Below are 24,526 nucleotides of genomic sequence, written 5' to 3' on the forward strand. Positions count from 1 at the left end.
GCCAAATTGGTGCAGTGAATCAGGGCAGCTGAATCTTGCCGCCGCGGGGGCCGCCACCCAAGTTGGGCATCCCGCCTTGCGGGACGACCAGCTGCGAGGCCTGCTGGCGGCGCATTTCCTGAATCTGCTGCACCGTCCGTTCGATCGCGGCCTGGGCCGCCACGCCAAACCCGGCAATCGCTTGCTCGAGCGTGTCGCCCGGAATCTCGAAGCTCAGGGGCACCGGGCCCATGTTCGTCATGATTTCAGCCTGCCCAACGTACAACGTCGGGCGATCGGTATCGGGAGAACCGTCCCTTTTGACCGGTGTGAGCCGGCGCAGCGCGCCCACACGGCGGTCGGTAAACATTTCTTCCTGATAGAGCGCATCCACGTCCATATGCGCTTCAGCGTCGCGTTCGTCAGCCATGGGATCCTCGGCAGTTATTTCAGCGGCGGGGAGTAAAGCAGCCCTGTTCTTTCACATCAAGGCAGGACCTTCTCTATCAAGGCGGGCCCGGCTGGTTACAATACCAACCCTCTTTGTTCGCTCCCGACCCCCCATGCAGGAAACTGACAACCCCTTCTCCGAAGCGTTCGGCAAAGCCGTCGATCTCGGCAATCGCATCGCTGATACCGATCAGAAGGCGGACATCTGGGATATCGCCGATGGCCTGCTCGCGGGTGCCGTCCAGTACTGGCTGTACTCGCGTCAACCCTGCTCTGACCCCGACTGCGAGGAATGCCTGCCGATCAGCACTGCTGACGGTCGATTGGAAGAACTGCGCAAGCTCATGAAACAGTTTGCCGCCGAAAGCGAATACTTCCATTCGCCAACGGATCGCAACGTCGGACGGGCCTGAAACGCCGCGCCAGCGGCATGACCGCAATCACAAGTCAATCGGGTTTTGGCCGGGCTCGAAGCGAAAATTTTTCTTTTCGCGCAGGTACTTGATCCGCAATGAGGCGCCGACGCGACACCGAAATGCGGCCGCCTTTTGTGATCCGGTTCACACCACGCGCCGGGCCCGCTTCCGCAGACTTTCGCCGACCAAACTCGAAGGACGGGCAAGCAGGTATGGGGTTGCTCCGAAATCTGAAGCTGCGGAACCGGGCCTACGTCTGTGCCTACAACTCGTTCCGCTTTGCAGCCCGGCTGCGAGGCGACCTGAGCGAGTTCGCACCGTCGATCGCCGAGACCCTGCAGAGCGTTGGCGATGAACTCGCCTCGCTGGCCCGCGACGCGTGCCCGAGCGAGACCGATCGACGCCAGCTGATCGATGGACTGGAAGGTGCGCTACGAGCCCTCGGCCTCTCCGATGCCGCTCAGGTTCACATCGTGTCCCAACTCGCGCCGCGGATCATGGCGGGCGAACCGGCCAGCGTGAGCAAGGAAGCCTGGACGCGCATGGCCGTCTGAATGAGACAGAGGGACGAAAGTGACGAAGATTTCCGAGGACATTGTGTCTGGATGTTTTCACCTTCGTCACCCTCGTGACTTTCTTCATAGGACATAACCTCATTCAGCCAACAGTCCCACCACTGTCGCCGTATCACCTGTCTCCTGAAGCCGACCTGGCTGCTTGACTTATCTACCCCCCTGCCAAAGAATCAAGTCGTGCTCAGGGCAAACTCGCCGAAAGGCGAGGACGCAAAGCTACCGGTCTAACGGAGTCATTTCCCAGGACAGCGGGGTTGCCACGAATCGCAGGATGAGTGCGATTGATTCGGCGGACGCAATCGGTTCAACGGCAGAAGTCCTCTGCTCGAAGTGAACCAGAAATTCCATCAGGCGCCGCCGGACGTGACATCTATCGAGTGTGCGGCGCACGCATGCTCTCCCCGTAGAAATGATCCTTCGCCAGGCCGCGCGCTTCGACCTGTTTTCGGGTTGCGTATGTGATGGGGAAGGAACAGTGGAAGAGAACACCAACAAGGTCTTCGTCGGACGCAGTGCCGCGACGCCTGTCGATCCGCTGCTCGTCGCAGCGCCGTCGACCGAACCCGCCAACACGCTCTTCATCATCAATCTGTGTTCGTCGATCGCTCCGGTGCAGACCACAGGGAAGACCATTCCCGGTTTCGAAGGCCACAAGCTCTATCAGGTCGCACGTGCGGAAGACGGTCGCACTCGTCATCGCCTCAGGCTCGGATTTTTCACCAGCGAAGCAGATGCCGAGCAGGCGCTGATCGCCGTTCGCGACAACTATCCGACCGCCTTCGTTGCCTGCCTGACCGACGACGATCGTCGCTTCGCTCGCGGTTACGTACCGGCCGCCGAAACGACGGCTGCCTGGAAGCGCCCCGTGCTCGTGCCGAAGCCCGAGGCCTCGCGATCACTCGCCGCCACCCCACCCGTTGCTGCACCGGCCGTGGCCACGGAAGTTGCGATACCCGCGCCAGCGGCCACAGCAACCCCGACAGCGAAACCGGTTCCTGCCAAGACAGCAACTCCACCACCGGCTGCCGCAGCAGCACCCGTTATTGCGAAGGCAGCGCCTGTTGCAGCGCCGGCTGCCGGGCTCGACGAAGCCATTGAACTCGACTGGGAACCGGCGATTGCACCCGCGGCCACCGCAGCACCGACGCCTGCAGGGTCGAATTTCGACACGGAGATCGAACTCTCCTGGGATCTGCCAGAGCTGACCGCGCCGCAGCAACCGGCAACAGCCGCGCAGCCAACACCGCAGACCTTCGCTCCCGTCTATAAGACCGACACCGTCATCAAGGCGCCGGCGCGTCCGGCCGAAGCCGCAAGAAAGCCCGCCGCTCCGCCTGTCGAAATCAAGTTGACCCTGGAGAAGGAGCCCGCAGCCGCGACACCACCTGCAGCGGTCACGGCCAGCAATGCCCCGGCGCAGCCTTTCCACGTGGGCAAGGGTGTCCAGATCCCGGCCTCGGCGCTAAGCCTGGAAGCCACAGCACATCACCCCGTTCCTGCCGCGCCGACCAGGCCAATCAACTCGAAGGTCGCAACACCGACGAAAGCTCCGAAACCCGCGGCGACGAACAAGAGCGAGCCTGCACTCAAGGCGCCCGAGACCAAGGCAGCGCCCGCGCGCAATGGGCACGCTCCGGAGCTCGACAGCACTCAGACGATTCGCGCGCTCACCAGTGCCGAGCTGAACGACGACTCGCAGGAAAAGTGGTTCTCGATTCAGCTGGTCGTCTCGGAACGTCCCGTCAATCTGGATGCGATGCCGCACCTGGATATCTTCGAGGCCTATCGGGTCTATTCGATCGCCAACGCCGGCAGCGGCAAGATCGTCTATTCGCTGCGCCTGGGCTTCTTCCGCGAAGAAGTTTCCGCAGAAGCGGTGTCCGGCTATCTGCGGACGTTCTTCCCGTCGCCGAGCGTGATTCGCATCAGCACCGCCGAGCAGACCCGCTTCAAGGATGCGCCGGCGCCACGGGCCACTCTCGCTCAATCCGAAGCCAAGGTCTTCGAGATCAACCACGCGCGCGACCGCAAACCGACGATCCCTACCGTGACCATGGAAGTGAGCGATCGCAGCCCGACCGGTGCTTTCAATCCCAATGCCACGGGTTCGTTCAAGCCCAACGCGACCGGATCGTTCAAGCCGAATGCAACGGGCTCGTTCAAGCCCGGCTCAACCGGATCGTTCAAGCCAAACGCCACGGGTTCGTTCAAGGTCGACGCGAGCGGCAAGCACAAGACGTTGAAGCCGGCCGCCAAAGCGGCCGCCCATGCCACCAGGCGCTCAGCCCCCGTCAGCAAGACGTCCACGTCAGGTAAGTACAAGTCGCTGCAGAAGCGCAGCCTGCAGGAGCAACTTCTCGACGAAGCACGCGAAGTGCAATTGTCGGAGAGCGCCATCCGCAAGCTGCCGAAGAACGATTCGCTGCTGTCCAGACTGGTCGGCAAGCTGACGAAGTAGAAGAAAAGGCCGCTGGACGCTGGCCAGAACAGACGTTCGCCCGCTCTCGATTTATTTTGCCGGCAGCAGCTCGGTTCTGTTCGCCTCCTCCCGGCGTCTGCGGCAAACTCCGTCGGGTCATTCATCGACGCACGTTGGGCCCATGGACTTCAGGACTGCCGATCTCTGCGATCAATTCAGCGACGAACTCCAGGTCTGTGAGCCGCTATTCTTCAACTATGGCGGCACGCCGCGCTTTGCCGGACCCGTCGTCACCATCAAATGCTTCGAAGACAACTCGCGCGTGCGCGATCTCGTCGCTGAACCGGGCAATGGCCGCGTACTGGTGATCGATGCCGGCGGCTCGAAGCGTCGCGCCGTTCTCGGCGACCTGCTGGCACAGACGGCCGTCGACAACCGCTGGAACGGCGTGATCGTGTACGGCTGTATCCGCGATTCCGCAGCCATTACGACCATGCCCCTCGGTGTCCGTGCACTCGGCACCTTACCGATGAAAACCGACAAGCGCGGCGAAGGTCAGCGCGACCTCCCCGTGCAGTTCGCTGGCGTCACCTTTCGCAATGGCGATTGGGTTTATGCCGATGAAGATGGCATCGTCGTCGCACGTCGCGAACTTCCGGCGAACTGAAAATCACTCGCAAGAACATTAAAAGTTGTCGGGTGAATGCGCAGACCCGACACCCCGCACACGACTCGGCGCTAGAATCCGCGGCAGCCAGCATTTCGCCAGCCGAGGGTACGCCATGAGTGACTCCAGGTTCGATCGTCGCACGCTACTGAAGACAGCCGTTGCGAGCCTCGTCGCCCTTCCTTGCGCCAGCCTGGTCCGGCGCGCAGAAGCCGACGAACTGCCGCACCTCTCCGAGCAGGATTCGCTCGCCGTAGCGATGGGCTATGTGCATGACGCGCACAAGGTGGATCCGAACAAGACGCCGCAGTACAAGCCCGGCAGCTTCTGCCATAACTGCGTACAGCTGACGGGCAAGGAAGGTGACACGTGGCGGCCTTGCAACCTGTTCCCCGGCAAGACCGTGAACAAGGATGGCTGGTGCAAGGTATGGGTGATCAAGCCCGGCGCGAAACCCGGCTGATCAAGCAGGCGCAGAACCAGCGGTGATCAGGCGACCGCGGGCCTGATCACCTTGCGACGTGTTTCAGAACCGCAGCTTCGCGCCATATCCCGTCAGTTCGAGATAGCCGCGTCCGATGGCACGGTCCTGCTCGTCGAACGCAGTCACCGCGCCTTCCCAGTAGATGATTCCAGTGCTCTCACGCGTGTCGCTTTCCTGATCGTCCATCGACGGACGCAACCGGAGGGTCCGCGCCCCCACACGCACCTGCCATTCCACCGGATACTCGATACCGGTCCGCGGCGAACGCCAGCGTCGCAGCGGTCGCCAGTCGATCTCGTCCGGCGCGAACGTCTGCACCTCACCCGTCTGACCCGATCGCACCGAAGCGAACGCCCACCGCTGCGCTTCAGCGGCGTCGCGTATCCGTGACGCCATCAATGCCGAGCCGTCATCCAGATTGAGGCCGATCCAGTCCCATCCACGCGCCTGCGAATCGAGGAAGGCGGTCGACCACTCGTGATCGAGCCACGCCTCTCCGCGCACTCGCTGCGTTCCTGCAACGGTCCGCAGTGTTCCTTCCACCTGCAGCCCGGGACGGCTGTAGTAGTAGCTGGCACTCTCGGGATCCGGTCCCTTCTGGCTGTAACCGCCGTTGCCGTTCAACAGGGGCGGCGACTGTGCACGCAGTTGCAGATCGAGCGAGAAATCCGCAGCGTCCGCGACTGCGCGATAAACGGCCGTCTGCGTGTCGCCATCATCGAGTCGCCGCAGCGACCAGTCGTCGATGGCGACATCGAGTCCGCCCGTCCGCGCGTACGCGAGTTCGAATCCTTCACGCGCCGCACGCTCCCCGCGCAGCAATTTGCCGCGACGGGAATCGCTCAATGCCGCATGCGCGAACAGCACCTGCTTCGCCGCGAAGCGTGACGGGTTGTCTTCCTGCGTCCCGGGACGCGTGCGAAAGAATGTCACCTGGAAGCCCAGGGGTTCTCCCTGCGGCGTTTCGAGCCAGCCGGTGACGTACCACCATTCCGTGCGGAACTGCGGATGACTGCCCTCATCCCGCGGGAACTCGATCGAGTAGCCGGGCACGACAGCAAGATAGACAACTTCGGCCGCGACCGCGGACAGCCCTCCTCCCCCCAAGACTGCGATTGCCAGCACGAGTACGCGCATCCTCACCAATCCTCCTTCACTGCTGCGATGGCGTCGCCGCGCATCGCCTGGCGGCCGCTGCCTACGGCGATGAGTGCGGCCGCAGCGATGAGCGCCGCACTCAACACCGCCAGCAGCCCGACCGGCACGAACAGATCCATGCTCCAGTGAAATGACTGGCGATTGACGACATGGATCAGGATCAGACTCACCAGCCCGCCCGTGACGAGTCCCGCGATCACGCCAAGCGTTCCGAGTCCGGCGCCCTCGATCGCCAGCGTTGCCGCGATCTGCCGGCGAGTCAGTCCGATATGTCGCAGCACACCGAACTCCCGCCGTCGCGCCAGCACCTGCGCGCTGGTGCCGGCGGCAATGCCGAACAGTCCGATGAGGATGGCAATCAATTCGAGTATGTAGGTGATCGCAAACGTCCGATCGAACACCTGCAGCGACAGACGTCGTATCTCTGCGGGCACACTCATGTCGAAAACGGCGCCTGCCGGCAGCCGCTGACGGATCTGCGCCTGAGCGTCGTCTTCCCGCGCGCCTGGCTTCAACCAGACCCAGAGCGTATTGATGGCCGTATCGTTGGTGAGTTCGAGATAGGCGTCGCGCTCCATGATGATGGCGCCGCGCGCGTGTTCGTAGTCACGCCAGATGCCCTGAATCCACGCCGGAACTTTCCGGTCTCCCACGAACAACTCAAACGTGGCCCCAGGCGCCAGGCGGATGTCGTCGGCAACGGCTTCGGACAACCACACGCGAACACTGCCCGTGGGCGGCGAACCGCTCGCCACCTGTTCCAGCCACAGCACGCGACCCGCGTGTTGTGGCTCGATATCGCGCGCAATGAGCGTAACGGTGCGTCCGGAGGCTGCAATCTGCGCTTCGGCAAACCGGCTGACCCCGACGCGCTCTATCGATTCGATGTCACGCAGGATCGCCACCGTCGCGGCATCGAAGTGAGACGACTGGCCGACATATCCCGCACGCAGGTACAGGTCCGCAGGAAGCAGTCGCTGCGTCCACGCATCCAGCGAGTTGCGAAACGACGCCACCATGATCGCCATCGCGACCATCAGGCTGAAACTCACGACGATGGCGGACACGCTGAGCGTCGCATAACGCGCGGTGCCGCGCAGCTGTGCAATTGCTATCTCCCACGGCACTGCGGACAACAACGGCGCATGCGTCAGCAAGCTGCGCAGGATGAGCGGCATGGCAATCACTGCACCGATGATCAGCAATGCAATGGAGACATAGCCGGGCAACGGCAGGCCTGCGATCGGCGGCAGCAGCAGAACGAGGAACGCCAGCGACAGCAACCCCGCGACCAGGATGCCATGCGTGCGCGTTGCGTCGCCCGCCACATCGGCGGCCTTCAGTGCCTGCGCCGTCGGAATGCGCGCTGCATCCAGAGCCGGCTGCAACGTGCCCGCCATGGCGACGACCACGCCGAGCAGACAGAACGCGGCAGCCTCGGGGAACTGCAGCTCGAGTTGCGGAATCGCGCCGCGAAAAAAACCCGCGCCCAGATCCGCCCCCAATGCATTCAATCCGAATTGCGCCAGCACGGCGCCCAGCAAGACTCCGAGCACGGAACCGACGACCCCGATGAGCGCACCGCCAATCAGCGCCAGCCACAACTGTCCCGGCCGCGTCACGCCCAATGCATGCAGCAACGCGAACTCACGCCGTCGACGCAGCGTCGCCAGCGATTGCGTCGAGTAGACGAAGAAGCCGCCCGTGAACAACGCCACCAGCGCCAGCGCCGTGAGATTCGAGCGATACGCCCGTGACAGGCTGAGCGCTTCGTCCGCGGCATCACCGGGCGACACCACGCGTGCACCCGGCGGCAGGACGCGCTCGATGTCGGCGAGGGCCTGCTCGATGCCTGTCCCGGGCGCGAGCCGCAGGTTCATGCGCGAAATGCTGCCCAGGCGAGCGAACTTCCATTGCGCCACCGCGATATCCAGTATTGCGGCGCGTTCTTCCAGTGCCGCCTGCGGCAGCACACCTGAGACGACGAACTCCAGCTGTTCCAGGCCTACCTGAAATCGAATGGGCGAACCTCGCTGCAGCCCGAGACTGCGCGCGGCGCTGGCGCTCAGGAAAATCGGTTCTTTCGATGTGTCGATGGGTTCGTCATCCGGATTCCCGGACGTGACACCCGCGAAGGCGGGCTGCAGTCGTCGCGACTGGAAAACATCCATGCCGAGCACGGTGAGTGCGCCTCGCTCGCCAACCAGCTTTGCTTCGATCTGAACCACCGGACTCGCGACGGCAATGCCCGGCAGACGAGCGATGACGGGATAGAGATTTTCATCGATCCCCTCGCCCGTCGCTTCGACCGCAAGATCGGCTTCGCCGAACAGACTGCGCGCTGCGAGCGACACTTCATCGGCAGCGACGCGATTGATGAGATAGATAGCCAGGCCGAGCGCTACACCCAGGGCGATGGCCATGACCGCGAGCAAAGTGCGACCGGGCGCGTGACGCATCGGCCCCAAGACCGCGGCGTTCAGCACCGTTGCATTCGCAGCCATCGCTCAGGCCCGCTCGAGTCCGTTGGCGCTCAGGCGCAGAACGCTGTCGGCCGTTGCGGCAGCCATCGTCGAATGCGTCACGAGGATGCCGACCGCCTGATCGCGCTTCAGCTGCGAGCGCAGCAACTGCAACACCTCGGCCGCCGAATCACTGTCGAGGTTGCCCGTGGGCTCATCGGCGAGCACCACCTGCGGACGATGCACGAGCGCACGCGCCACAGCGACTCGCTGCATTTCTCCGCCAGACAGTTGCGACGGCGAATCGCGCCGCCGGCCACTCAGACCAACCGCCGTCAGCAGTTCGTCGACTCTTGCAGCGGCCGCACTGCCGACGATGCCGTTGAGCGCCAGCGGCAGCGCGACGTTGCGCTCGACGCTGAGATGCGGCAGCAGATGAAACGCCTGGAACACGAACCCCAACCTCGCGCGGCGCAGACGGGTTCGCCCGGTATCATCGAGCGCCGCCATGTCCTGGCCATCGATGACGATGCGGCCGGCATCCGGCGTATCGAGGCCCGCGATGAGATTGAGCAATGTCGACTTGCCGCTCCCCGACTCGCCCATGATCGCGAAGTAATCGCCGGGCGAGGCCTGCAGCGAGATATCGCTGAACACGCGACGCGGCGACGCGCCGGCAAATGACTTGGAGAGCCTTTCGACGATCAGCATTCCGTCACCGACACGCTCCGGATCGAGGTCAGATCATGGGCGACGGGGCCAATTAGCAATTGAGAATTGACAATGAACAATGAACGAATCGGACGCGAGATCCCATCTCAATTTTCAATCGTTCATTGTCAATTGTTAATTGACCTCAGAACGCCGCGATCAAGCCGAGGCCGGCGCCGTACTGAATGAACGTGTCGCCCGACGCGGCGATGGCACAACCGGACCCGGTCGACGGGTTGGAAACACAGAAGAAGCTGCCATCCGTGTCCAGCAGCGTCACGAAGGCGCGCACGTCGAAGCGCAGGCCGATGTTGCGGGTGAACTTGTATTTCAATCCCGTGCCGACACTGGCGGAGAACTTGGTTTCATCGTCGAGACCAGGGCCGTCGGGACTGAACTTCGTGGCGCCGATGGTGATGCCAAAGTACGGGATGACGGGCTGCACGTCGGTGAAGTTCACGATGCCGCCAACATGCAGGTACCGGATATCCAGGTCGAGCGGCACGGCACCCTGCACCTGCGTGCTCTGGTTGGCGTAAATCACTTCGTACTGGCGTTCCGGGCTGTCGGCGTTGATGTTGAAGAACAATTTGAAATCGGTATCGCCATCGACGTCACGATCGCTGCCGTCGGTCGTATCCTTGAACTCGCCGCCGGTGAGCTGGCCGACATACGGAGTGATTTCGAAGTTCGGTGGCTTCTGCGACTCCGCAGCCAGCGCCGTCGAGGCCAGCGACAGCCCGATGCACACCCCCACTGCCGACAGCACACTGCTCACCCTGCGGGACATGTTGAAGTTCTCCGTGTAAACAAGAAGTTGAATTGCCGTCAGCAGCCCTGTGCCCGACGGGCTGCGCACAATGGCCGGTAAGTTACCATGCAGCCAGCACGGTACGCGGCCCGGAGAAATACCGGCACACCTCCCCACCAACCCCCCGCAGCGGAGCGATGAAGTTTTCCAGTTACCTCGTCGCGATCGTCTTCGCAGCGATCACTTTCGGCCTGTGGGCCTGGCTGAACAAGCCGGTCGACGAGCCGCGGTGGCCGCATGGCGTGCAGGGCATGGCGTTCTCGCCATTCCATGCCGATCAGAATCCGGCCGACCGTGTCCTGCCCTCACCCGCGCAGATCGATGCCGACCTGGCGCTGCTGGCCGCTGCTTCCGTCAATGCCGTGCGGACGTATTCATCGCTCGACACCCTGGCTGACGTTCCCGCACTCGCGGCGAAGCATCAGATCAAGGTGGCGGTCGGCGCCTGGCTGGATCGCGATCGCGCGACGAACCAGAAGGAAATCGACGCTGCCATCGCACTGGCGCGTCAGCACAGCAATGTCATTCGCGTGATCGTCGGCAACGAAGCCGTCCTGCGCGGCGATCTCACTGCGGACGAACTGATCACTGCACTCGAACGTACGCGCGCCGCAGTCGATCAACCCGTCAGCACCGCCGAGCCCTGGCACGTCTGGATCAGTCATCCGCAACTCGCGGAGCACGTCGACTTCATCGGTGTGCACCTGCTGCCGTACTGGGAAGGCATCCCCGTCGAAGAGGCGATCGACTACATGGCCTCGCGGATCGAGTTGCTGCAGCAGACGTTCCCCGGCAAGGCCATTGTGATCTGCGAAGTCGGCTGGCCGTCTGAAGGCCGCACGCGCGAGGGAGCCGTGGCATCGCTGAGCAATGAAGCGCTGTTCCTGCGGCGCTTCCTCGCGCGCGCGCGCGACGAAGGTTACGTCTACTACATCATGGAAGCCTTCGATCAGCCCTGGAAGGCGCGCTACGAAGGCGCGGTCGGCGCGTACTGGGGCGTGTACAACGTCCAGCGCCAGCCGAAATTCGAATTCATCAAGCCGATCGTGCGCATTCCTCAATGGCAGCTGCTGGCGGGCATCTCCGTCGTCACGGCTGCGATCCTGCTGCTGCTCGTCTACACCAACACCAGCGGCATGGGCACGCGCGGACGCAGCTTTCTTGCGACGGTGATTTATGCAGCCGCAACCTGCGCGGTGCTCGTGATCTATCGGTTCTCGCAGCAGTACCTGACGCTCGCGAGCGTGATCGTCGGCACGTTGCTGATCTTCGGCATGCTCGGTGTCATCGCGGTCGTGATCTCGGAGGCGATCGAATGGGCCGAAGCGCGCTGGGTTCGTCAGCGTCGTCGCGCGCTGGTCCAGCCGCTGACCGCGCCCGAGGTGTGGCCGAAAGTGTCGATTCACGTGCCGGCGTACAACGAACCGGCATCGATGCTGATCGACACGCTGAACGCGCTCGCGCGACTCGATTATCCCGACTGCGAAGTCCTGGTCATCGACAACAACACGCCGGACGACGCTACATGGAAGCCCGTCGAAGCGCATTGCCGCCTGCTCGGACCCCGCTTCCGCTTCTTTCATGTGAAACCGCTGGCAGGCTTCAAGGCCGGCGCGCTCAACTATGCGCTGCAACGAACCGATCCTGCGGCAAGCATCGTCGCGGTCATCGACAGCGACTACGTGGTCGAACCCCAGTGGCTGAAAGACCTCGTGCCCGCTTTTGCCGATCCGACCGTCGCCATCGTGCAGGCGCCGCAGGACTACTGCGATCACGACCAGAGCGCCTTCAAGGCAATGTGCCATGCCGAGTATCGCGGGTTCTTCCACATCGGCATGGTCACGCGCAACGAACGCAACGCCATCATCCAGCACGGCACGATGACGCTCGTGCAACGCGCAGCGCTGGACAGCTCGGGCGGCTGGGCCGAATGGTGCATCACCGAAGATGCCGAACTGGGCCTGCGCCTGCTGGAGCACGGTCATCAGTCGCACTACCTGCCACGCAGCTACGGACGCGGCCTGATGCCTGACACGTTCATCGACTACAAGAAGCAGCGCTTCCGCTGGGCCTACGGCGCAATGCAGATCCTTCGCCGTCACTCGACCGCCTTGTTTTCGAAGAGCACGCAGCTCACCGCGGGACAGCGCTACCACTTCATCGCCGGCTGGCTGCCCTGGCTCGCCGACGGACTCAACCTGCTGGTGAACGTCGCCGCCGTCGGCTGGTCCATCGCAATGATCTGGGCGCCGCATCGCATCGATCCGCCGCTCGTGATGTTCTCGGTGCTGCCGCTCGCGCTGTTCACGTTCAAGCTGGTCAAACTCGCACATCTGTACGTATCGCGAGTCGGCGCGAACATTCGCCAGACCATCGCCGCCGCGCTGGCGGGTCTCGCGCTGTCGCACACCATCGGCCTGGCCGTGGTGAAAGGCATGGTCACGAGCAATCAGCCTTTCTTCCGCACACCGAAGGGAACCCAGCCGCATGCGCTGGCGCGAGCCTTCGCGGATGCGGCACAGGAGACGGCGTTCCTGATCGTGCTGCTGATCGCCGTTTACTTCCTCACGCACCAGAGCGTGATCGCTGGCCACACTGTGGGCGTTCCAGCGGAGCTGCGCGGGCCGGATCTCAGCATCTGGGTTGCGGTGCTGATGATCCAGTCGATTCCGTATGCCGCATCGCTGCTCGTGTCGCTGATCGCAGTGCTGTCACTGCCGGCACGCTGGCTGGGCCCCGCGCCGGGGACACAGGACAGGGATCAGAAATATTCTCCGCTGGACACACAGGGCGGTGCGAAGCAATCCAAGCCTCGGACCTGAGAGTCGAAGATCTCCACGGGGGAGGCATGACCGAGAGAAAGCCCGCGGGACGGGTGGAAGAACTGCATTTTTGTAGCCTTCTCTTGCCCCGTGTCATCCCGTGTTCCCCGTGGAGACTCTTCATCTCTGCTTCGAAATCCGTCATCTCTTCGCAACACGCGACTTCTTTACTGCGTCGGTCGTCAATCAACCGCGTGGAGTCTGCCGTGCTGGACAAAGATGTTTTCACCCCTGCCGTCGCTGTGGGTGAGGAGCCTGAGAGCAACCCCTCGAACAAGCCCTGGTTCACCGACATCGTCGAACGGCGCTACGACCGATGCGACATCGTGAAAGGCGGTGTCGCCGCCGCAGTGACCGGACTGGTGAGCCAGTCCGCCCTCGCCGGCAAGGACGAGCGGCACAATCATCACGATCACGACGATCATGCCGACTGGCCCCGGCGTCGTATCGATCCGGGCTTGCCGCGGTCGCTGCATTCAACGCCGGCCTCGAAGATCAGGTCGTCGTGCCCGCGGGCAACCAGGCCCAGGTGCTGATTCCGGAAGGCACGCCGATCAGCGGCTAGCTGCGGTCCTACATCCCCGGCGACTTCAACACCGGCGCCGATCGCGAACAGCTTCCTGTGGGTTCGACTTCCCCGCGGGATTCCTTTGAGTCACAGTCGAACGCTTCAACGTCTCCCGAACGTCCGCGCGTATTTCCCGCAATTGATCGCACCGCAGCAACCTCCGAGAATCGCGGCGGTCAGTCGCAGGCGATCGGCATGTCTGATCCACTTCATCTCAGTCCGCACGCACGACACATCTTCGGCCTGCGCCGTGAAATCATCGCGGTTCTCGCTCTCAAGTTGCTGGCGCTGATCGCACTGCGCTTCCTGTTCTTCGACGAACGCCCCGAGATCACGCCGACGCGCGTGGAAGAACACCTGCTCGATTCCTCTTCTCTTGCAGAGGACGGATCATGATCGATGTCGACGTCGTCATTCTTTCGCGGCTGCAGTTCGCACTGACGGCGCTCTATCACTTCCTGTTCGTACCGCTGACGATGGGCCTGTCGGTGCTGATGGCCATCATGGAAAGCGTGTACGTGATGACAGGGCGCCCCATCTGGCGTCAGATGACGAAATTCTGGGGCGTGCTGTTCGGCATCAACTTCGCGATGGGTGTCGCGACCGGGATCACCATGGAATTCCAGTTCGGCACCAACTGGGCGTACTACTCGCACTACGTCGGCGACATCTTCGGTGCGCCGCTGGCCATCGAAGGTCTGATGGCGTTCTTTCTCGAGTCGACGTTCGTCGGTCTGTTCTTCTTCGGCTGGGATCGACTGTCGAAGTTGCAGCACATGATCGTGACCTGGCTGGTGGCGCTCGGCTCCAACTTCTCGGCGCTGTGGATCCTGATCGCGAATGGCTGGATGCAGAACCCGGTGGGTTCGCGCTTCAACTTCGAGACCATGCGCATGGAAGTGACGTCGTTCGCCGAAGTCATTTTCAATCCGGTGGCGCAGGCCAAGTTCGTTCACACCGTCAGCGCCGGATATGTCACGGGCGCGATGTTCGTGCTCGCGATCAGCTCGTTCTATCTGCTGCACCAACGCAATCGTGCGTTCGCGCGGCGCTCGTTTGCCGTGGCCGCCAGCTTCGGCCTCGCTTCAGCTCTCTCGGTCGTCGTGCTGGGGGATGAGAGTGGCTACACGGCGAACGAGCACCAGAAGATGAAGATCGCCGCCATCGAAGCGATGTGGCACACGGAACCGGCGCCCGCGGGTTTCACGGTCTTCGGCGTTCCCGACGTGGCGCAGCGCAAGACGCACGCAGAAATAAAGATTCCCTGGGCGCTCGGCCTGATCGCAACGCGGTCAATCGACAAGGAAGTGCCCGGCATCATCAACCTGGTCGACGATGCGGAAGCCCGCATCCGCAACGGCCAGATCGCCTATGCAGCACTGCAGCGTCTGCGTGTCGACGGCAAGGACGTAGAAGCGCTGCGTCACTTTGGGCGCTATCAGTCCGATCTCGGGTACGCACTGCTGCTGAAGCACTATGTTGCCGATCCGAAGGACGCCACCGACGACCACATCGAGGCCGCCGCGTGGTCCACGGTGCCCAACGTGCCAGTGCTGTTCTGGTCCTTCCGCGTCATGGTTGGACTAGGCATCTTCTTCATCCTGCTGTTCGGCACGGCATTCATCCTCACGGCTCGTCGTCGCATCGAGAATCATCGCGGCCTGCTACGCATCGCTCTCTACAGTCTGCCAACGCCGTGGATTGCCGCGGAACTCGGCTGGATCGTTGCGGAGTACGGCCGCCAGCCGTGGGTGATCGAAGGCATGCTGCCGACTTCGTTGGGCGTCTCATCCGTGAGTTCCGGCCAGGTCTGGTTCAGCCTGCTTGGCTTCGTCATTTTCTACACCAGTCTCGCGATAGTCGATGTCTTCCTGATGCGACGAGTCATCAAGCAGGGACCTGAACGCTGGTCGGCAGAAGGAGCGCACTGATGGACTACGAAATTCTGCGCCTCATCTGGTGGGCCTTGCTCGGTGTGCTGCTCGTCGGCTTCGTCGTCACGGATGGTTTCGATCTGGGCATCGGCATGCTGTTCCGGTTCCTCGGCAGAACCGATGATGAGCGCCGCGTGTTCCTGGAGACGATCGAGCCCGTGTGGGAAGGCAATCAGGTATGGCTGATTCTTGGCGCCGGCGCAATCTTCGCCGCCTGGCCGCCGCTATATGCGACGGCGTTCTCCGGTTTCTACACGGCGATGTTCCTGGTGCTCGCCGCACTGATCCTGCGACCGGTCGGTTTCTCGTTCCGCAACAAGCTCACCCAGCCGCGCTGGCGCAACGCCTGGGACTGGGCGCTGTTCATCGCCGGCTTCGTACCCTCACTGGTGTTCGGCGTAGCGTTCGGCAATCTCCTGCTCGGCGTGCCGTTCCGCTTCGATGACACGCTACGCGTCTTCTACGAAGGCTCGTTCCTCGCGCTGTTGAATCCGTTCGCGCTGGTGTGTGGCGTCGTCAGTGTCGCGATGCTGGCGATGCACGGCGGAGCGTATGCCGCCTTCAAGACTCATTCGCCCATGATGGATCGCGCCGCTGCAGCAACGCGTGCGATGGCAGTCACGTACATCGCGCTGTTCACGATAGGCGGCGTAATGATCACCATGTCGGTCGACGGTTATCGCATCGTGTCAGAGATCAATCCCATCGGCCCCTCGAATCCGCTCGGCAAAGCGGTGATCGTCGGGACTGGCGCGTGGCTCGACAACTACGGTCGCTATCCGTGGATGATGCTGGCGCCGGTGTTGGGATACGTCGGCGCGATTGCCGCGTTTGTGTTCGTGCGTCTGCGACCCGGACTCGCGCTCATGGGCAGCGCCCTGACCGGCGCAGCCACCGTCTGCACCGCAGGATTCAGCGCGTTTCCCTTCCTGCTGCCGTCGTCACTCGATCCCGGCAGCAGCCTCACGCTCTGGGACGCCAGCAGCAGCCGTCTGACGCTGCTCATCATGCTGATCGCGACATTGATCTTCATGCCGTTGATCCTTGCTTACACGAGCTGGGTGTTCCGCGTGCTGCGCGGCAAGGTCTCGCTGGACCACTTGCACAAGGGCGCCTACTGAAGTCGCCCTCACATCACGGTAACCGCCATGTGGTACTTCTCCTGGATTCTCGGTCTCGGGCTCGCCTGCACCTTCGCGATCCTGAATGCGATGTGGCTGGAGTTGTACGAGAGCGACATCGCGTCGAAGGACGACGGTGAACCCGATCAGTAGGGCCTGACCTGGCGGCCAACGCCGCCCCCTCCACGCAGTTCCTTGCGCATTTTCGCCTCGTCGAACTGCCGCGGTTGCGATGCATGTGTCTTGGACATGACGGTCTCCACAGAGTATTGAGTGCTCGAGGTATTTACACCCTCCCTGCACCACGCCACAAGCGGACCTTTGTACGTCGCATCCGCGCTGATCACGTGTCATGACGGACGCTGGTAAATCCCTGCTGGATCAGATCGTGAACGAGGCGCAGACCCTGTCGCCGGAGAAGCGGCTGCAATTCATCCGTGCCGCGTGTGCCGACGACAGTGCGTTATTCCAGAGCGCCTTGCTGAAAGTGCAATCGCGGCAGCAGTGGTTCGACGACCAGTCCGTCGACGATTTCGACCCCGGTGTCGTGCTGCCGGATCCCGCGGGAGAACTGATCGGCCCCTATCGCATCGTGCGCAGTCTGGGCGCGGGCGGCATGGGCGAAGTGTTCCTGGCCGAGCGGGCGGACGAGCAGTTTCAACAGCAGGTTGCAATCAAGCTCGTGCGCCGCGGACTGTTATCGCGTCACGTACAAAGTCGGCTGCGGCAGGAACGCCAGATTCTCGCTTCGCTCGACCATCCCAACATCGCCCGACTCTATGACGGCGGGGCGACTGCCGACGGCACGCCGTACATAGTCATGGAATATGTGGACGGCGAGCCCATCGATGTCTATTGCAACCGACGACGACTGAGCATCGAAGCGCGAATGCAACTCGTCGTAGCGGTGTGCGCCGCGGTGCACCGCGCTCATCAGAATCTTGTCGTGCATCGCGACTTGAAGCCGTCCAACATCCTCGTGACGGCGGACGGAACCCCGAAGCTGCTCGATTTCGGCATCGCCAAAATGCTCGACGAGCGGCAGATGATGCACACGATGGCCGTGACGCAGGCGGATATCCGCGTCATGACACCCGATCATGCGAGCCCCGAGCAGATACGCGGCGACCTCATCTCCACCGCGAGTGATATCTACGTCCTCGGCGTGCTGCTCTACGAACTCCTGTGTGGCTACAAGCCGTTCGTCCTGCACAGCAACCGCCTGCAGGACCTGGAACGCACGATCTGCGAACACATGCCGCCGGCGATGAGCGTTGCGGTTGCTGCGGCGCAGGACACGCCGGACAGTGGCATCCACGAGATCGCCGCCGAGCGCTCGACCACAGCCACCCGACTTGCGCGGCAGTTGCGGGGCGACCTCGACAACATTGCGCTGATGGCGCTGCGCAAAGAGCCCGAGCGCAGATATTCGTCGGTGGAACATTTCGCAGGAGACATCGGCAAGTATCTGCGCGGCCTGCCCGTCAGCGCCCGGGCGGACACCTGGGCATATCGGGCTGGCAAATTTCTGCACCGGCATGCGCTGGTCGCGGCCATGTCGGCGGCGTTCGTCGCGCTGCTCGTCGGCTTTACCGTCACGACCTATCTGCAATCCCGGCGCATCGAGCAGGAACGTGACGCGGCGCAGGTCGAGAGAACGCGGGCCGAGGCGGAACGCGAACATGCGCAGGCCGTGTCGTCGTTCCTCATCGATTCGTTCCGCCTCGCGGACCCGACTCAGTCGCGCGGTAAGGAGATCACGGCGCGCGAAATCCTCGATAGCGGCGCATCGCGCATCACGCGCGAATTGCAAGGCCAGCCGGCTCTGCAAGCGACATTGCTCGACACCATTGGCCGCGTGTATCTGGGACTGGGTGACTTTGTCGACGCGCAGCCGCTCATCGAGCAGGGACTGTCAGTAAGGCGTGCGCTCGACCCCGACAGCGTCGACGTTGCGCGCAGCCTCTACAGCCTGAATCGGGTCTACGAAAAAAAGGGCGACCTCAACACCGCGGAAGCATTGGCGCAGGAGAGCCTGCGCATCACGCAGACTGAAACCGGCAGGGACAGTATCGAAACCGCAGAGAGTCTCTGCAGGTTCGGCGTCATCAAGCAGGAGCAGGGCCAACTCGCCGCCGCAGAATTGCTGTTGCAACGTTGCCTGGACATTCGCGTGCAGCGCCTCGGCAGCGACAGCGAGGGAGTTGCCATTCCTCTGGACAACCTCGCGCGCATCGCGCAGACGCGCAACGATCTTCCCAGGGCGGAAGAGCTGCTACGCCAGGCTCTCGCGATCGACGTGCGCCGCCGGGGCACCGACCACCCGTACTACATCCGCCATCTCATCCGGCTCGCGATGATCACTGCGGACCAGGGACACGTCGCTGAAGCCGAGAAACTCTATCGTGAAGCGGTTGCGGCGCATCGCAGCGTCATGGGCATCGAGCACCCCGAAACCGTCGATGCCATGAGTTCACTCGGCCTCTTTCTGATGGAGACCGGACGTCTGGACGAGGCGCAACGGATTCTCGAGCAGGTCCTGGAAATCAGCCGGCGCATCCGCCCCAATCATGCGTACGTCGGGAATGACCTCGAGAACCTGGGTCGCCTCGCATTTCGCCGGCAGCAATATGCGCGCGCGGAAAGCTTCTTCCAGCAAGCGCTGGCGATCTACTACCAGACTCTGCCGCAATGCCACGGGCTGATCGCCACGACCTCGACGGTTCTCGGACGCGTGCAATTGCTGCAGGGTCGCCCGAGCGACGCCGAAAAATTACTCACGGGTGCGCTCGAATGCTGGCGCATCGAGTACGGAACGCAGAGCCCGGGCTTCGCGATGGCGAGAGCCGCTCTGGGGCGCTCATGGGCAATGCAGGGCAAGTTCGCGCAGGCGGAACCGGCACTGCTCGAGAGCTATCCGGTGCTGGCGAAGGATATGCGCGCCACCGGTCGTGAGGCGAGCGGCGTCGTGCGCGAGTGGATCGAGGACCTGTACAGAGAGATGCACAGACCGGAGGCCGCTCAGCAGTATCTGCAAAAATTTCCGGGATCGGGATGATCGACTGGTCGTAAGTGCGATTGTGGCGAAGAAGATCACTCGATCACCATGATCAATGGCAGCGCCCTCCGCCATCAAGATGAACAATGCCAGGGAGAGACCCATGAGAATCCTGATTGCCGATGACAAGGTCGCCGGGTCCAGGGCTTTGCGCCCATTCTTCAGAACCGGCGCGCGCAGCACACGTGTCAGAAAATTGCGCGGCACCAGGGCCGGCAAGGCGACGATGGGGGAACTGATTGTTTCGTGCCCACCGCGCAAAGCGATCAAGGGGCCCGAGGATTGCTCGTGCGCCGGCATTGATCTCGGCGACCAGCCTGAACAAGCGGCATCCGTCTTCGATGCGCTGGGCCTCGCGCTACTGAATCGTGGCTGCCTGAAGGAAGGCGCAGCACTCGTACAACGAGCGCTGGAAATTCGCCTCAAGTTCTTCGGCCCCGACCATCCGTTGACGGCGCTGAGCCGCAACAGCACGGCACGCGCCCAACGCGAACTCGGCGAACTGGACTCTGCCTTTGCTGCAGTCAGCGACGCAATCCGGATCAACACCAAGGCATACGGGCCGCACAGCCTTGCAATCGCGATCAATCTCGTCGAACTTGGCATTTGCCAGCTGCAGCAAGGCAGTTTCGGGGCCGCGCTTCAATCGGCCCGCAATGGCCTCTGTATCCTCACGACGCTGGGCTTGTACGACACGGACCCCAACACGACGCGTCTGCTGGACATACGCGGCCGTGCAGAATTGAATCTTGATCAGGTGCAGGAAGCTGCAGCGACCTACAAGGAGTTGTTGCCGCTCGACTTGCGGCAGCTCGGCACCAGGAACCACCCCAAGTATGCGACCCACCTGGCGAACGAAGCGGGAGTGAAGGAAGCGCTGAGAAAAATTGCCGCAGCCGAGCAAGGCTATCGAACAGCCATCGATCTCTATGAGAAGAGCCTCGACCGGCCATGCCATCCCAACTTGATCGACGCGTGTAGCGCGCTGGGGTCCCTGCTGCGGATTCGCAATGGCTCAGGGGATCTCGCCGAAGCTGGCGAGCTGTTTGACAGGGCCCTGCGCCTGGACGTGCAGATTCGCGGCCCCGGTCACTACTTCACAGGTAACGATCACGCGGACCTGGGACGCTACTACTACGACTCGGATCAGCGCTCCAGCGCCCTTTCGGAGTTCCAGCAGGCACTGGATATCTATGACAAGAATGTGCAAACAGGCGCCCTGCCCGCCAATCATATATTCATCGCCGAATCGCAAACCTGGAAAGGCCGCATCCTGATCGAAAGCGGGGAAGCAGACGCAGGGTCAGCTGAATCGATTCTCGAGAATGCAGTGCAGATCTGGCCGACCCAGCTCGGGCCGGATACGGTGGGCGGAGCCATTGCCAAAGCATGCCTGGGTCGTTCGTTGTTCCTGCAACACAAGTCATTGCCTCGCGCACGACAACTATTGCTCGAGGCCTATCCCATCGTTCTGCGTGCTCTGGGCGTCAATCACGCATTCACGCAGCAGGTCCTGCAATGGCTCGCAGAGCTGGGAATCAACCCTGCAAAGAAACGCGCTATGGCTTAAGCGCCAAAAAAACGCCGGCGGTTTTGCAACGGCCGGCGCAACTCTCACGGGGGATCGAAGTACGGTGTTATCGTCCTCCGCGATCCTTGTTCGGACAATTGGCACTATGGGCAGCGATGGCCGTAGAAACCGACGCTGCTTTCGCGGTGCACCAAAGGGCATTGCCCGCATCCCGTGCCCGGACGTACGATGGACTCGACGTATCGAGGGGGCTAGAACCCCACACTGCAGGCAACGGAAGCGCTGCAATCTTCTCTGGCAGGAGCGATCGCTTTAGCACCGTTGGGGCACAGCCATGAAAATCCTGATCGTGGACGACCATCCTCTCTTCCGGGCCGGCTTTCATGCGGTTCTCGAGCAGGGTGCGCTGGACGCCGGAATCCTCAGTGTTTCCTCCGTGCAGGAGGCGATGCAAATCCTGCAGCGCGATCCTGAAGTCGGCCTGGTGCTGCTGGATCTGCATCTGCGCGGCGAAGACGGCTTCAATGCACTGAAGGTCATCGGCGAAAAGCACCCGACCACTGCCTGCATCATCATCTCGGGCGACGAGCAGGACGGAATCGCTTCCCGCGCCGTCGCGGCCGGCGCTTCCGGATTCATTCCAAAGTCCTTCACCGCGGATGAAATGGTCGCAGCGATCAAGCGGGTGCTGGAAGGCGAAGTCTTCATGCCCAAGGAACAGGCGTCGGCGACTGGCGACAACAGCTCCCTCACGCTACGCCAGCTCGAAGTGATTCAAATGCTGGGACGGGGTTGCAGCAACAAGGAAATTGCGCGCGCGCTCGATGTCGCGGAGCGCACGGTCAAGGCCCACGTGAGCGCCGTGTTCGAAGCGCTCAACGTGCGCAACCGCACGCAGGCCGTGCTCGCCGCGCAGCGCCGTGGCTTTCTGCCATCGACGGCCTACGCCGCCACGCGCTGATCCGCCGCCCGTCCACCAACCCCATGGACGCCGCGCTGTTGCGACGCGTTGAACAGCAACGCGTCGCGATGCTGTATGGAAATACCGCCGCGGTTTCGGGGTCGGCCGTGCTCATGGCCGTGCTCATGGTCATCATCGCGTGGCCAGACGTTTCCGGACTGACGATCGCTCTGTGGTGCACCGGCGTGCTGCTGGTACAGGCGGGCGTGCAATGGTTGACGTTCGCGTATCGACGCGCCGCCAATGCGCAGGCCGAGCCGCGCCTGTGGGGCATGCGCCTCGCCAATGCAGCCTTCATCGCTGGACTGGTCTGGGGCTCGGCGGCATTCGTGCTCGTCGGGCCGAACCAGTCGCTGGCACTCGCCCTGATCTCCGCGTGTCTGGCGAGCCGCGCGACCATCAGCATCATGACGCACGCCTACTTTCCACCCGCGCTGCATTCCTTCGCCGTGCCCGTGTTCGGCCTGCTCGCGGTGCGCTACGTGTTCGAGGGCGGCTATCGCAATGCGGCGCTCGGCGTGTTGTGGATCGCTGTCCTGGGCTATGTCCTGCTGTTCGTCGAACGCCAGGCACGTGCGGTCGCGACGCAGATCCGGCTGCGTATCGAGAACGAACAGCTCGTCGATGAGCTCAAACGTCAGAACACACTGGCGGAAGAGGCGCGCGTGCGCGCCGAAGAAGCGAGCCGTTCGAAATCGAGGTTCTTTGCGGCTGCCAATCACGATCTGCGTCAGCCACTGCACTCGCTGGGTCTGTTCGCGACGGCGCTGCGCAATGGCTCTGCCGGGCGTTCAGGCATCAAGCTGGTCGACCAGATCCTGCTGTGCACTGAATCGCTGGAACAGCTGTTCGACAACCTGCTCGACATTTCGCGACTGGACGCCGGACAGGTCCAGGTCAAACGCGAGGCCGTCCCTGCCGATCAGGTCCTCGATCGATTGCGCAGCACCTTCCTGGTGCCGGCGCAGGAGAAGGGGCTGCGGCTGCGCGTGCGACGTTCCGGGGACATCCTGGCGACGGACTCGACATTGCTGTTCCGGATGCTCTCCAACTTCGTGTCGAACGCGATCCGTTACACGAATGATGGCGGTGTGCTCGTGGCCTGTCGCAAGCGCGGCAAAAAGCTGCTGGTCGAAGTCTGGGACACCGGCGTGGGTATTCCGCCCGATCAGCACGAGCGGATTTTCGAAGAGTTCTACCAGATCAATAACCCGGAGCGCGATCGCACCCGCGGACTGGGCCTGGGACTCGCCACCGTCCGGCGTATTTCGACACTGCTCGATCACCCGCTCACGCTCGACTCGAGACCAGGACGCGGTTCGCGCTTTTCCATCGAGGTTCCGCTCGCGGATGCGCAGCGCGCACCGTCGGTGACTGCAACGGTCGAACAGAAAGTACCGAATCTGCTGCGAGGCAAGCTCATCGTCGTCGTGGACGACGAGGCTTCCGTACGCCTGGGCATGCAAAGCCTGCTGGAAAGCTGGGGCTGCCGCTGCGTGACGGCCATGGACGCAAGCGAAGCGCTCAGCGCACTCGGCAGCGATATTCCCGATTTCATCATTGCCGACCTGCGGTTGCGTGGCGAGGACACGGGCATCGAGGTCATCCGCACGTTGCGCGCACAGCTGGGCGAATCGCTGCCGGCCGTGCTGATCTCCGGCGACACCGCGACCGAGCAATTGCGCAAGGTAAGTACGGCCGGCCTCACGATCATGCACAAGCCGCTCAAGGCAGTGCGCCTGCGTGCCCTGCTCAATCACGAGTTCGCGCGGCAGGGGCGCGAGGTGCTGGCAGAAGCGGCAAAAGCTTGAGGGGGCGCAGGGCTGCTGGCAGACACAAGACAAAAGCAGCCAGGATTTCACACGGGGATCACGGAGGGCACGGAGGGGAAAATTCTTCTTTTTCCGTTCCGGGGCCTCCGTGTTCTCCGTGAACTCAGTGTGAGCTCTGTTCCAGCTTCGTAAGTCAGTCCATTGGGCTGCGGCCAGCGGCCCTCTTCAGAAACTCCTGCCATCCACTGGCGTGATCTTGAGCGCCGAGCGATCCACGTTCTCCAGGCAGCGGACATTGATCGCTGCCACATCGCCCTGCGGGCCCTTGCCTTCGCCGAACGGGGCGCAACCGCAATTGCTGCAGAAGCGATGCCGGATGGCGTGCTTGTTGAAGGTGTACGTCTGCAGGGTGTCCGCCGACGTTTTCAGCGTCAGCTTGTCTCGCGGCACGAACCACAGCAGGTAGCCCTTGCGGCTGCAGTGCGAGCAGTTGCACTCGTTCACTTCCGTCAGTGTTCCCTCGACTTCGTACGCAATGCTGCCGCAGTGACAGCTGCCGCTGTAGATCATGATGAACTCCTCCCGAAAAGGACTTGCAGAACCACGAGAACCGCTCAGTAGCGGGCA

The 24,526-nt window shown here is 62.6% G+C and carries 21 protein-coding genes and 1 riboswitch; of the genes, 15 read left to right on the plus strand and 6 right to left on the minus strand.

Features of this window, described 5'->3' with window-relative positions:
* Positions 1-19 precede the first annotated feature (19 nt).
* Complete coding sequence (locus VIZ63_RS16980) at positions 20-409, minus strand: hypothetical protein (RefSeq protein WP_331610870.1); 390 nt, start codon at positions 407-409, stop codon at positions 20-22.
* A 133-nt stretch (positions 410-542) separates the two neighbouring features.
* Here VIZ63_RS16980 and VIZ63_RS16985 point away from each other — a divergent pair, with 133 nt between their 5' ends.
* The 5 genes from VIZ63_RS16985 to VIZ63_RS17005 all read left to right on the plus strand — a co-directional run bounded on the left by VIZ63_RS16985 (position 543) and on the right by VIZ63_RS17005 (position 4,969).
* Positions 543-842 (plus strand): hypothetical protein, encoded by a 300-nt coding sequence (locus VIZ63_RS16985; RefSeq protein WP_331610871.1) that lies wholly within the window; start codon positions 543-545, stop codon positions 840-842.
* A 215-nt stretch (positions 843-1,057) separates the two neighbouring features.
* A complete protein-coding gene (locus tag VIZ63_RS16990) occupies positions 1,058-1,399 on the plus strand; it encodes a hypothetical protein (RefSeq protein WP_331610872.1) in 342 nt (113 codons plus the stop codon).
* Positions 1,400-1,595: 196 nt separating this feature from the next.
* Positions 1,596-1,682: riboswitch (cyclic di-GMP riboswitch) on the plus strand.
* A 213-nt stretch (positions 1,683-1,895) separates the two neighbouring features.
* Complete coding sequence (locus VIZ63_RS16995; RefSeq protein ID WP_331610873.1) at positions 1,896-3,878, plus strand: hypothetical protein; 1,983 nt, start codon at positions 1,896-1,898, stop codon at positions 3,876-3,878.
* A 142-nt stretch (positions 3,879-4,020) separates the two neighbouring features.
* Positions 4,021-4,506 (plus strand): ribonuclease E activity regulator RraA, encoded by a 486-nt coding sequence (gene rraA, locus VIZ63_RS17000; RefSeq protein WP_331610874.1) that lies wholly within the window; start codon positions 4,021-4,023, stop codon positions 4,504-4,506.
* 115 nt (positions 4,507-4,621) lie between these two features.
* Positions 4,622-4,969, plus strand: a complete 348-nt coding sequence (locus VIZ63_RS17005) for a high-potential iron-sulfur protein (RefSeq protein WP_331610875.1) — start codon at positions 4,622-4,624, stop codon at positions 4,967-4,969.
* Positions 4,970-5,032: 63 nt separating this feature from the next.
* Here VIZ63_RS17005 and VIZ63_RS17010 read toward each other — a convergent pair whose 3' ends face one another.
* The 4 genes from VIZ63_RS17010 to VIZ63_RS17025 all read right to left on the minus strand — a co-directional run bounded on the left by VIZ63_RS17010 (position 5,033) and on the right by VIZ63_RS17025 (position 10,111).
* Positions 5,033-6,127 (minus strand): carotenoid 1,2-hydratase, encoded by a 1,095-nt coding sequence (locus tag VIZ63_RS17010; RefSeq protein ID WP_331610972.1) that lies wholly within the window; start codon positions 6,125-6,127, stop codon positions 5,033-5,035.
* A 2-nt stretch (positions 6,128-6,129) separates the two neighbouring features.
* Positions 6,130-8,652, minus strand: coding sequence for an FtsX-like permease family protein (locus tag VIZ63_RS17015; protein ID WP_331610876.1), 2,523 nt, complete (start codon positions 8,650-8,652; stop codon positions 6,130-6,132).
* 3 nt (positions 8,653-8,655) lie between these two features.
* The gene (locus VIZ63_RS17020; RefSeq protein WP_331610877.1) at positions 8,656-9,321 is read right to left on the minus strand and encodes an ABC transporter ATP-binding protein; all 666 of its coding nucleotides are present in this window, start codon (positions 9,319-9,321) and stop codon (positions 8,656-8,658) included.
* A 145-nt stretch (positions 9,322-9,466) separates the two neighbouring features.
* Complete coding sequence (locus VIZ63_RS17025) at positions 9,467-10,111, minus strand: outer membrane beta-barrel protein (RefSeq protein ID WP_331610878.1); 645 nt, start codon at positions 10,109-10,111, stop codon at positions 9,467-9,469.
* Positions 10,112-10,269: 158 nt separating this feature from the next.
* Between VIZ63_RS17025 and VIZ63_RS17030 the strand changes: the two genes are divergently transcribed.
* The 10 genes from VIZ63_RS17030 (at position 10,270) to VIZ63_RS17075 (ending at position 23,938) form a co-directional block, all read left to right on the plus strand.
* Positions 10,270-12,954, plus strand: a complete 2,685-nt coding sequence (locus tag VIZ63_RS17030; protein WP_331610879.1) for a glycosyltransferase — start codon at positions 10,270-10,272, stop codon at positions 12,952-12,954.
* Positions 12,955-13,160: 206 nt separating this feature from the next.
* Entirely contained in the window at positions 13,161-13,490 is a 330-nt protein-coding gene (locus VIZ63_RS17035) for a hypothetical protein (RefSeq protein WP_331610880.1), read from the plus strand.
* Positions 13,491-13,717: 227 nt separating this feature from the next.
* On the plus strand, positions 13,718-13,918 hold the full coding sequence (gene cydP / locus VIZ63_RS17040) for a cytochrome oxidase putative small subunit CydP (protein WP_331610881.1): 201 nt from the start codon (positions 13,718-13,720) through the stop codon (positions 13,916-13,918).
* The gene (locus VIZ63_RS17045; protein ID WP_331610882.1) at positions 13,915-15,453 is read left to right on the plus strand and encodes a cytochrome ubiquinol oxidase subunit I; all 1,539 of its coding nucleotides are present in this window, start codon (positions 13,915-13,917) and stop codon (positions 15,451-15,453) included. Before cydP ends, VIZ63_RS17045 begins: the two co-directional genes overlap by 4 nt.
* Positions 15,453-16,577, plus strand: a complete 1,125-nt coding sequence (gene cydB / locus VIZ63_RS17050; RefSeq protein WP_331610883.1) for a cytochrome d ubiquinol oxidase subunit II — start codon at positions 15,453-15,455, stop codon at positions 16,575-16,577. Before VIZ63_RS17045 ends, cydB begins: the two co-directional genes overlap by 1 nt.
* Before the next feature lie 27 nt (positions 16,578-16,604).
* A complete protein-coding gene (cydX, locus tag VIZ63_RS17055) occupies positions 16,605-16,730 on the plus strand; it encodes a cytochrome bd-I oxidase subunit CydX (protein ID WP_331610884.1) in 126 nt (41 codons plus the stop codon).
* Positions 16,731-16,929: 199 nt separating this feature from the next.
* A complete protein-coding gene (locus VIZ63_RS17060) occupies positions 16,930-19,635 on the plus strand; it encodes a serine/threonine-protein kinase (RefSeq protein ID WP_331610885.1) in 2,706 nt (901 codons plus the stop codon).
* Positions 19,636-19,738: 103 nt separating this feature from the next.
* On the plus strand, positions 19,739-21,205 hold the full coding sequence (locus VIZ63_RS17065) for a tetratricopeptide repeat protein (protein WP_331610886.1): 1,467 nt from the start codon (positions 19,739-19,741) through the stop codon (positions 21,203-21,205).
* A 295-nt stretch (positions 21,206-21,500) separates the two neighbouring features.
* Complete coding sequence (locus VIZ63_RS17070) at positions 21,501-22,127, plus strand: response regulator transcription factor (protein ID WP_331610887.1); 627 nt, start codon at positions 21,501-21,503, stop codon at positions 22,125-22,127.
* Between the two features lie 23 nt (positions 22,128-22,150).
* Positions 22,151-23,938, plus strand: coding sequence for a hybrid sensor histidine kinase/response regulator (locus VIZ63_RS17075; RefSeq protein WP_331610888.1), 1,788 nt, complete (start codon positions 22,151-22,153; stop codon positions 23,936-23,938).
* A 186-nt stretch (positions 23,939-24,124) separates the two neighbouring features.
* Here the strand turns inward: VIZ63_RS17075 and VIZ63_RS17080 are convergent, their stop codons facing one another.
* On the minus strand, positions 24,125-24,469 hold the full coding sequence (locus VIZ63_RS17080) for a GFA family protein (protein WP_331610889.1): 345 nt from the start codon (positions 24,467-24,469) through the stop codon (positions 24,125-24,127).
* Positions 24,470-24,526: the final 57 nt, after the last annotated feature.

Source organism: Povalibacter sp., from assembly GCF_036520495.1.
Lineage (GTDB): Bacteria > Pseudomonadota > Gammaproteobacteria > Steroidobacterales > Steroidobacteraceae > Steroidobacter.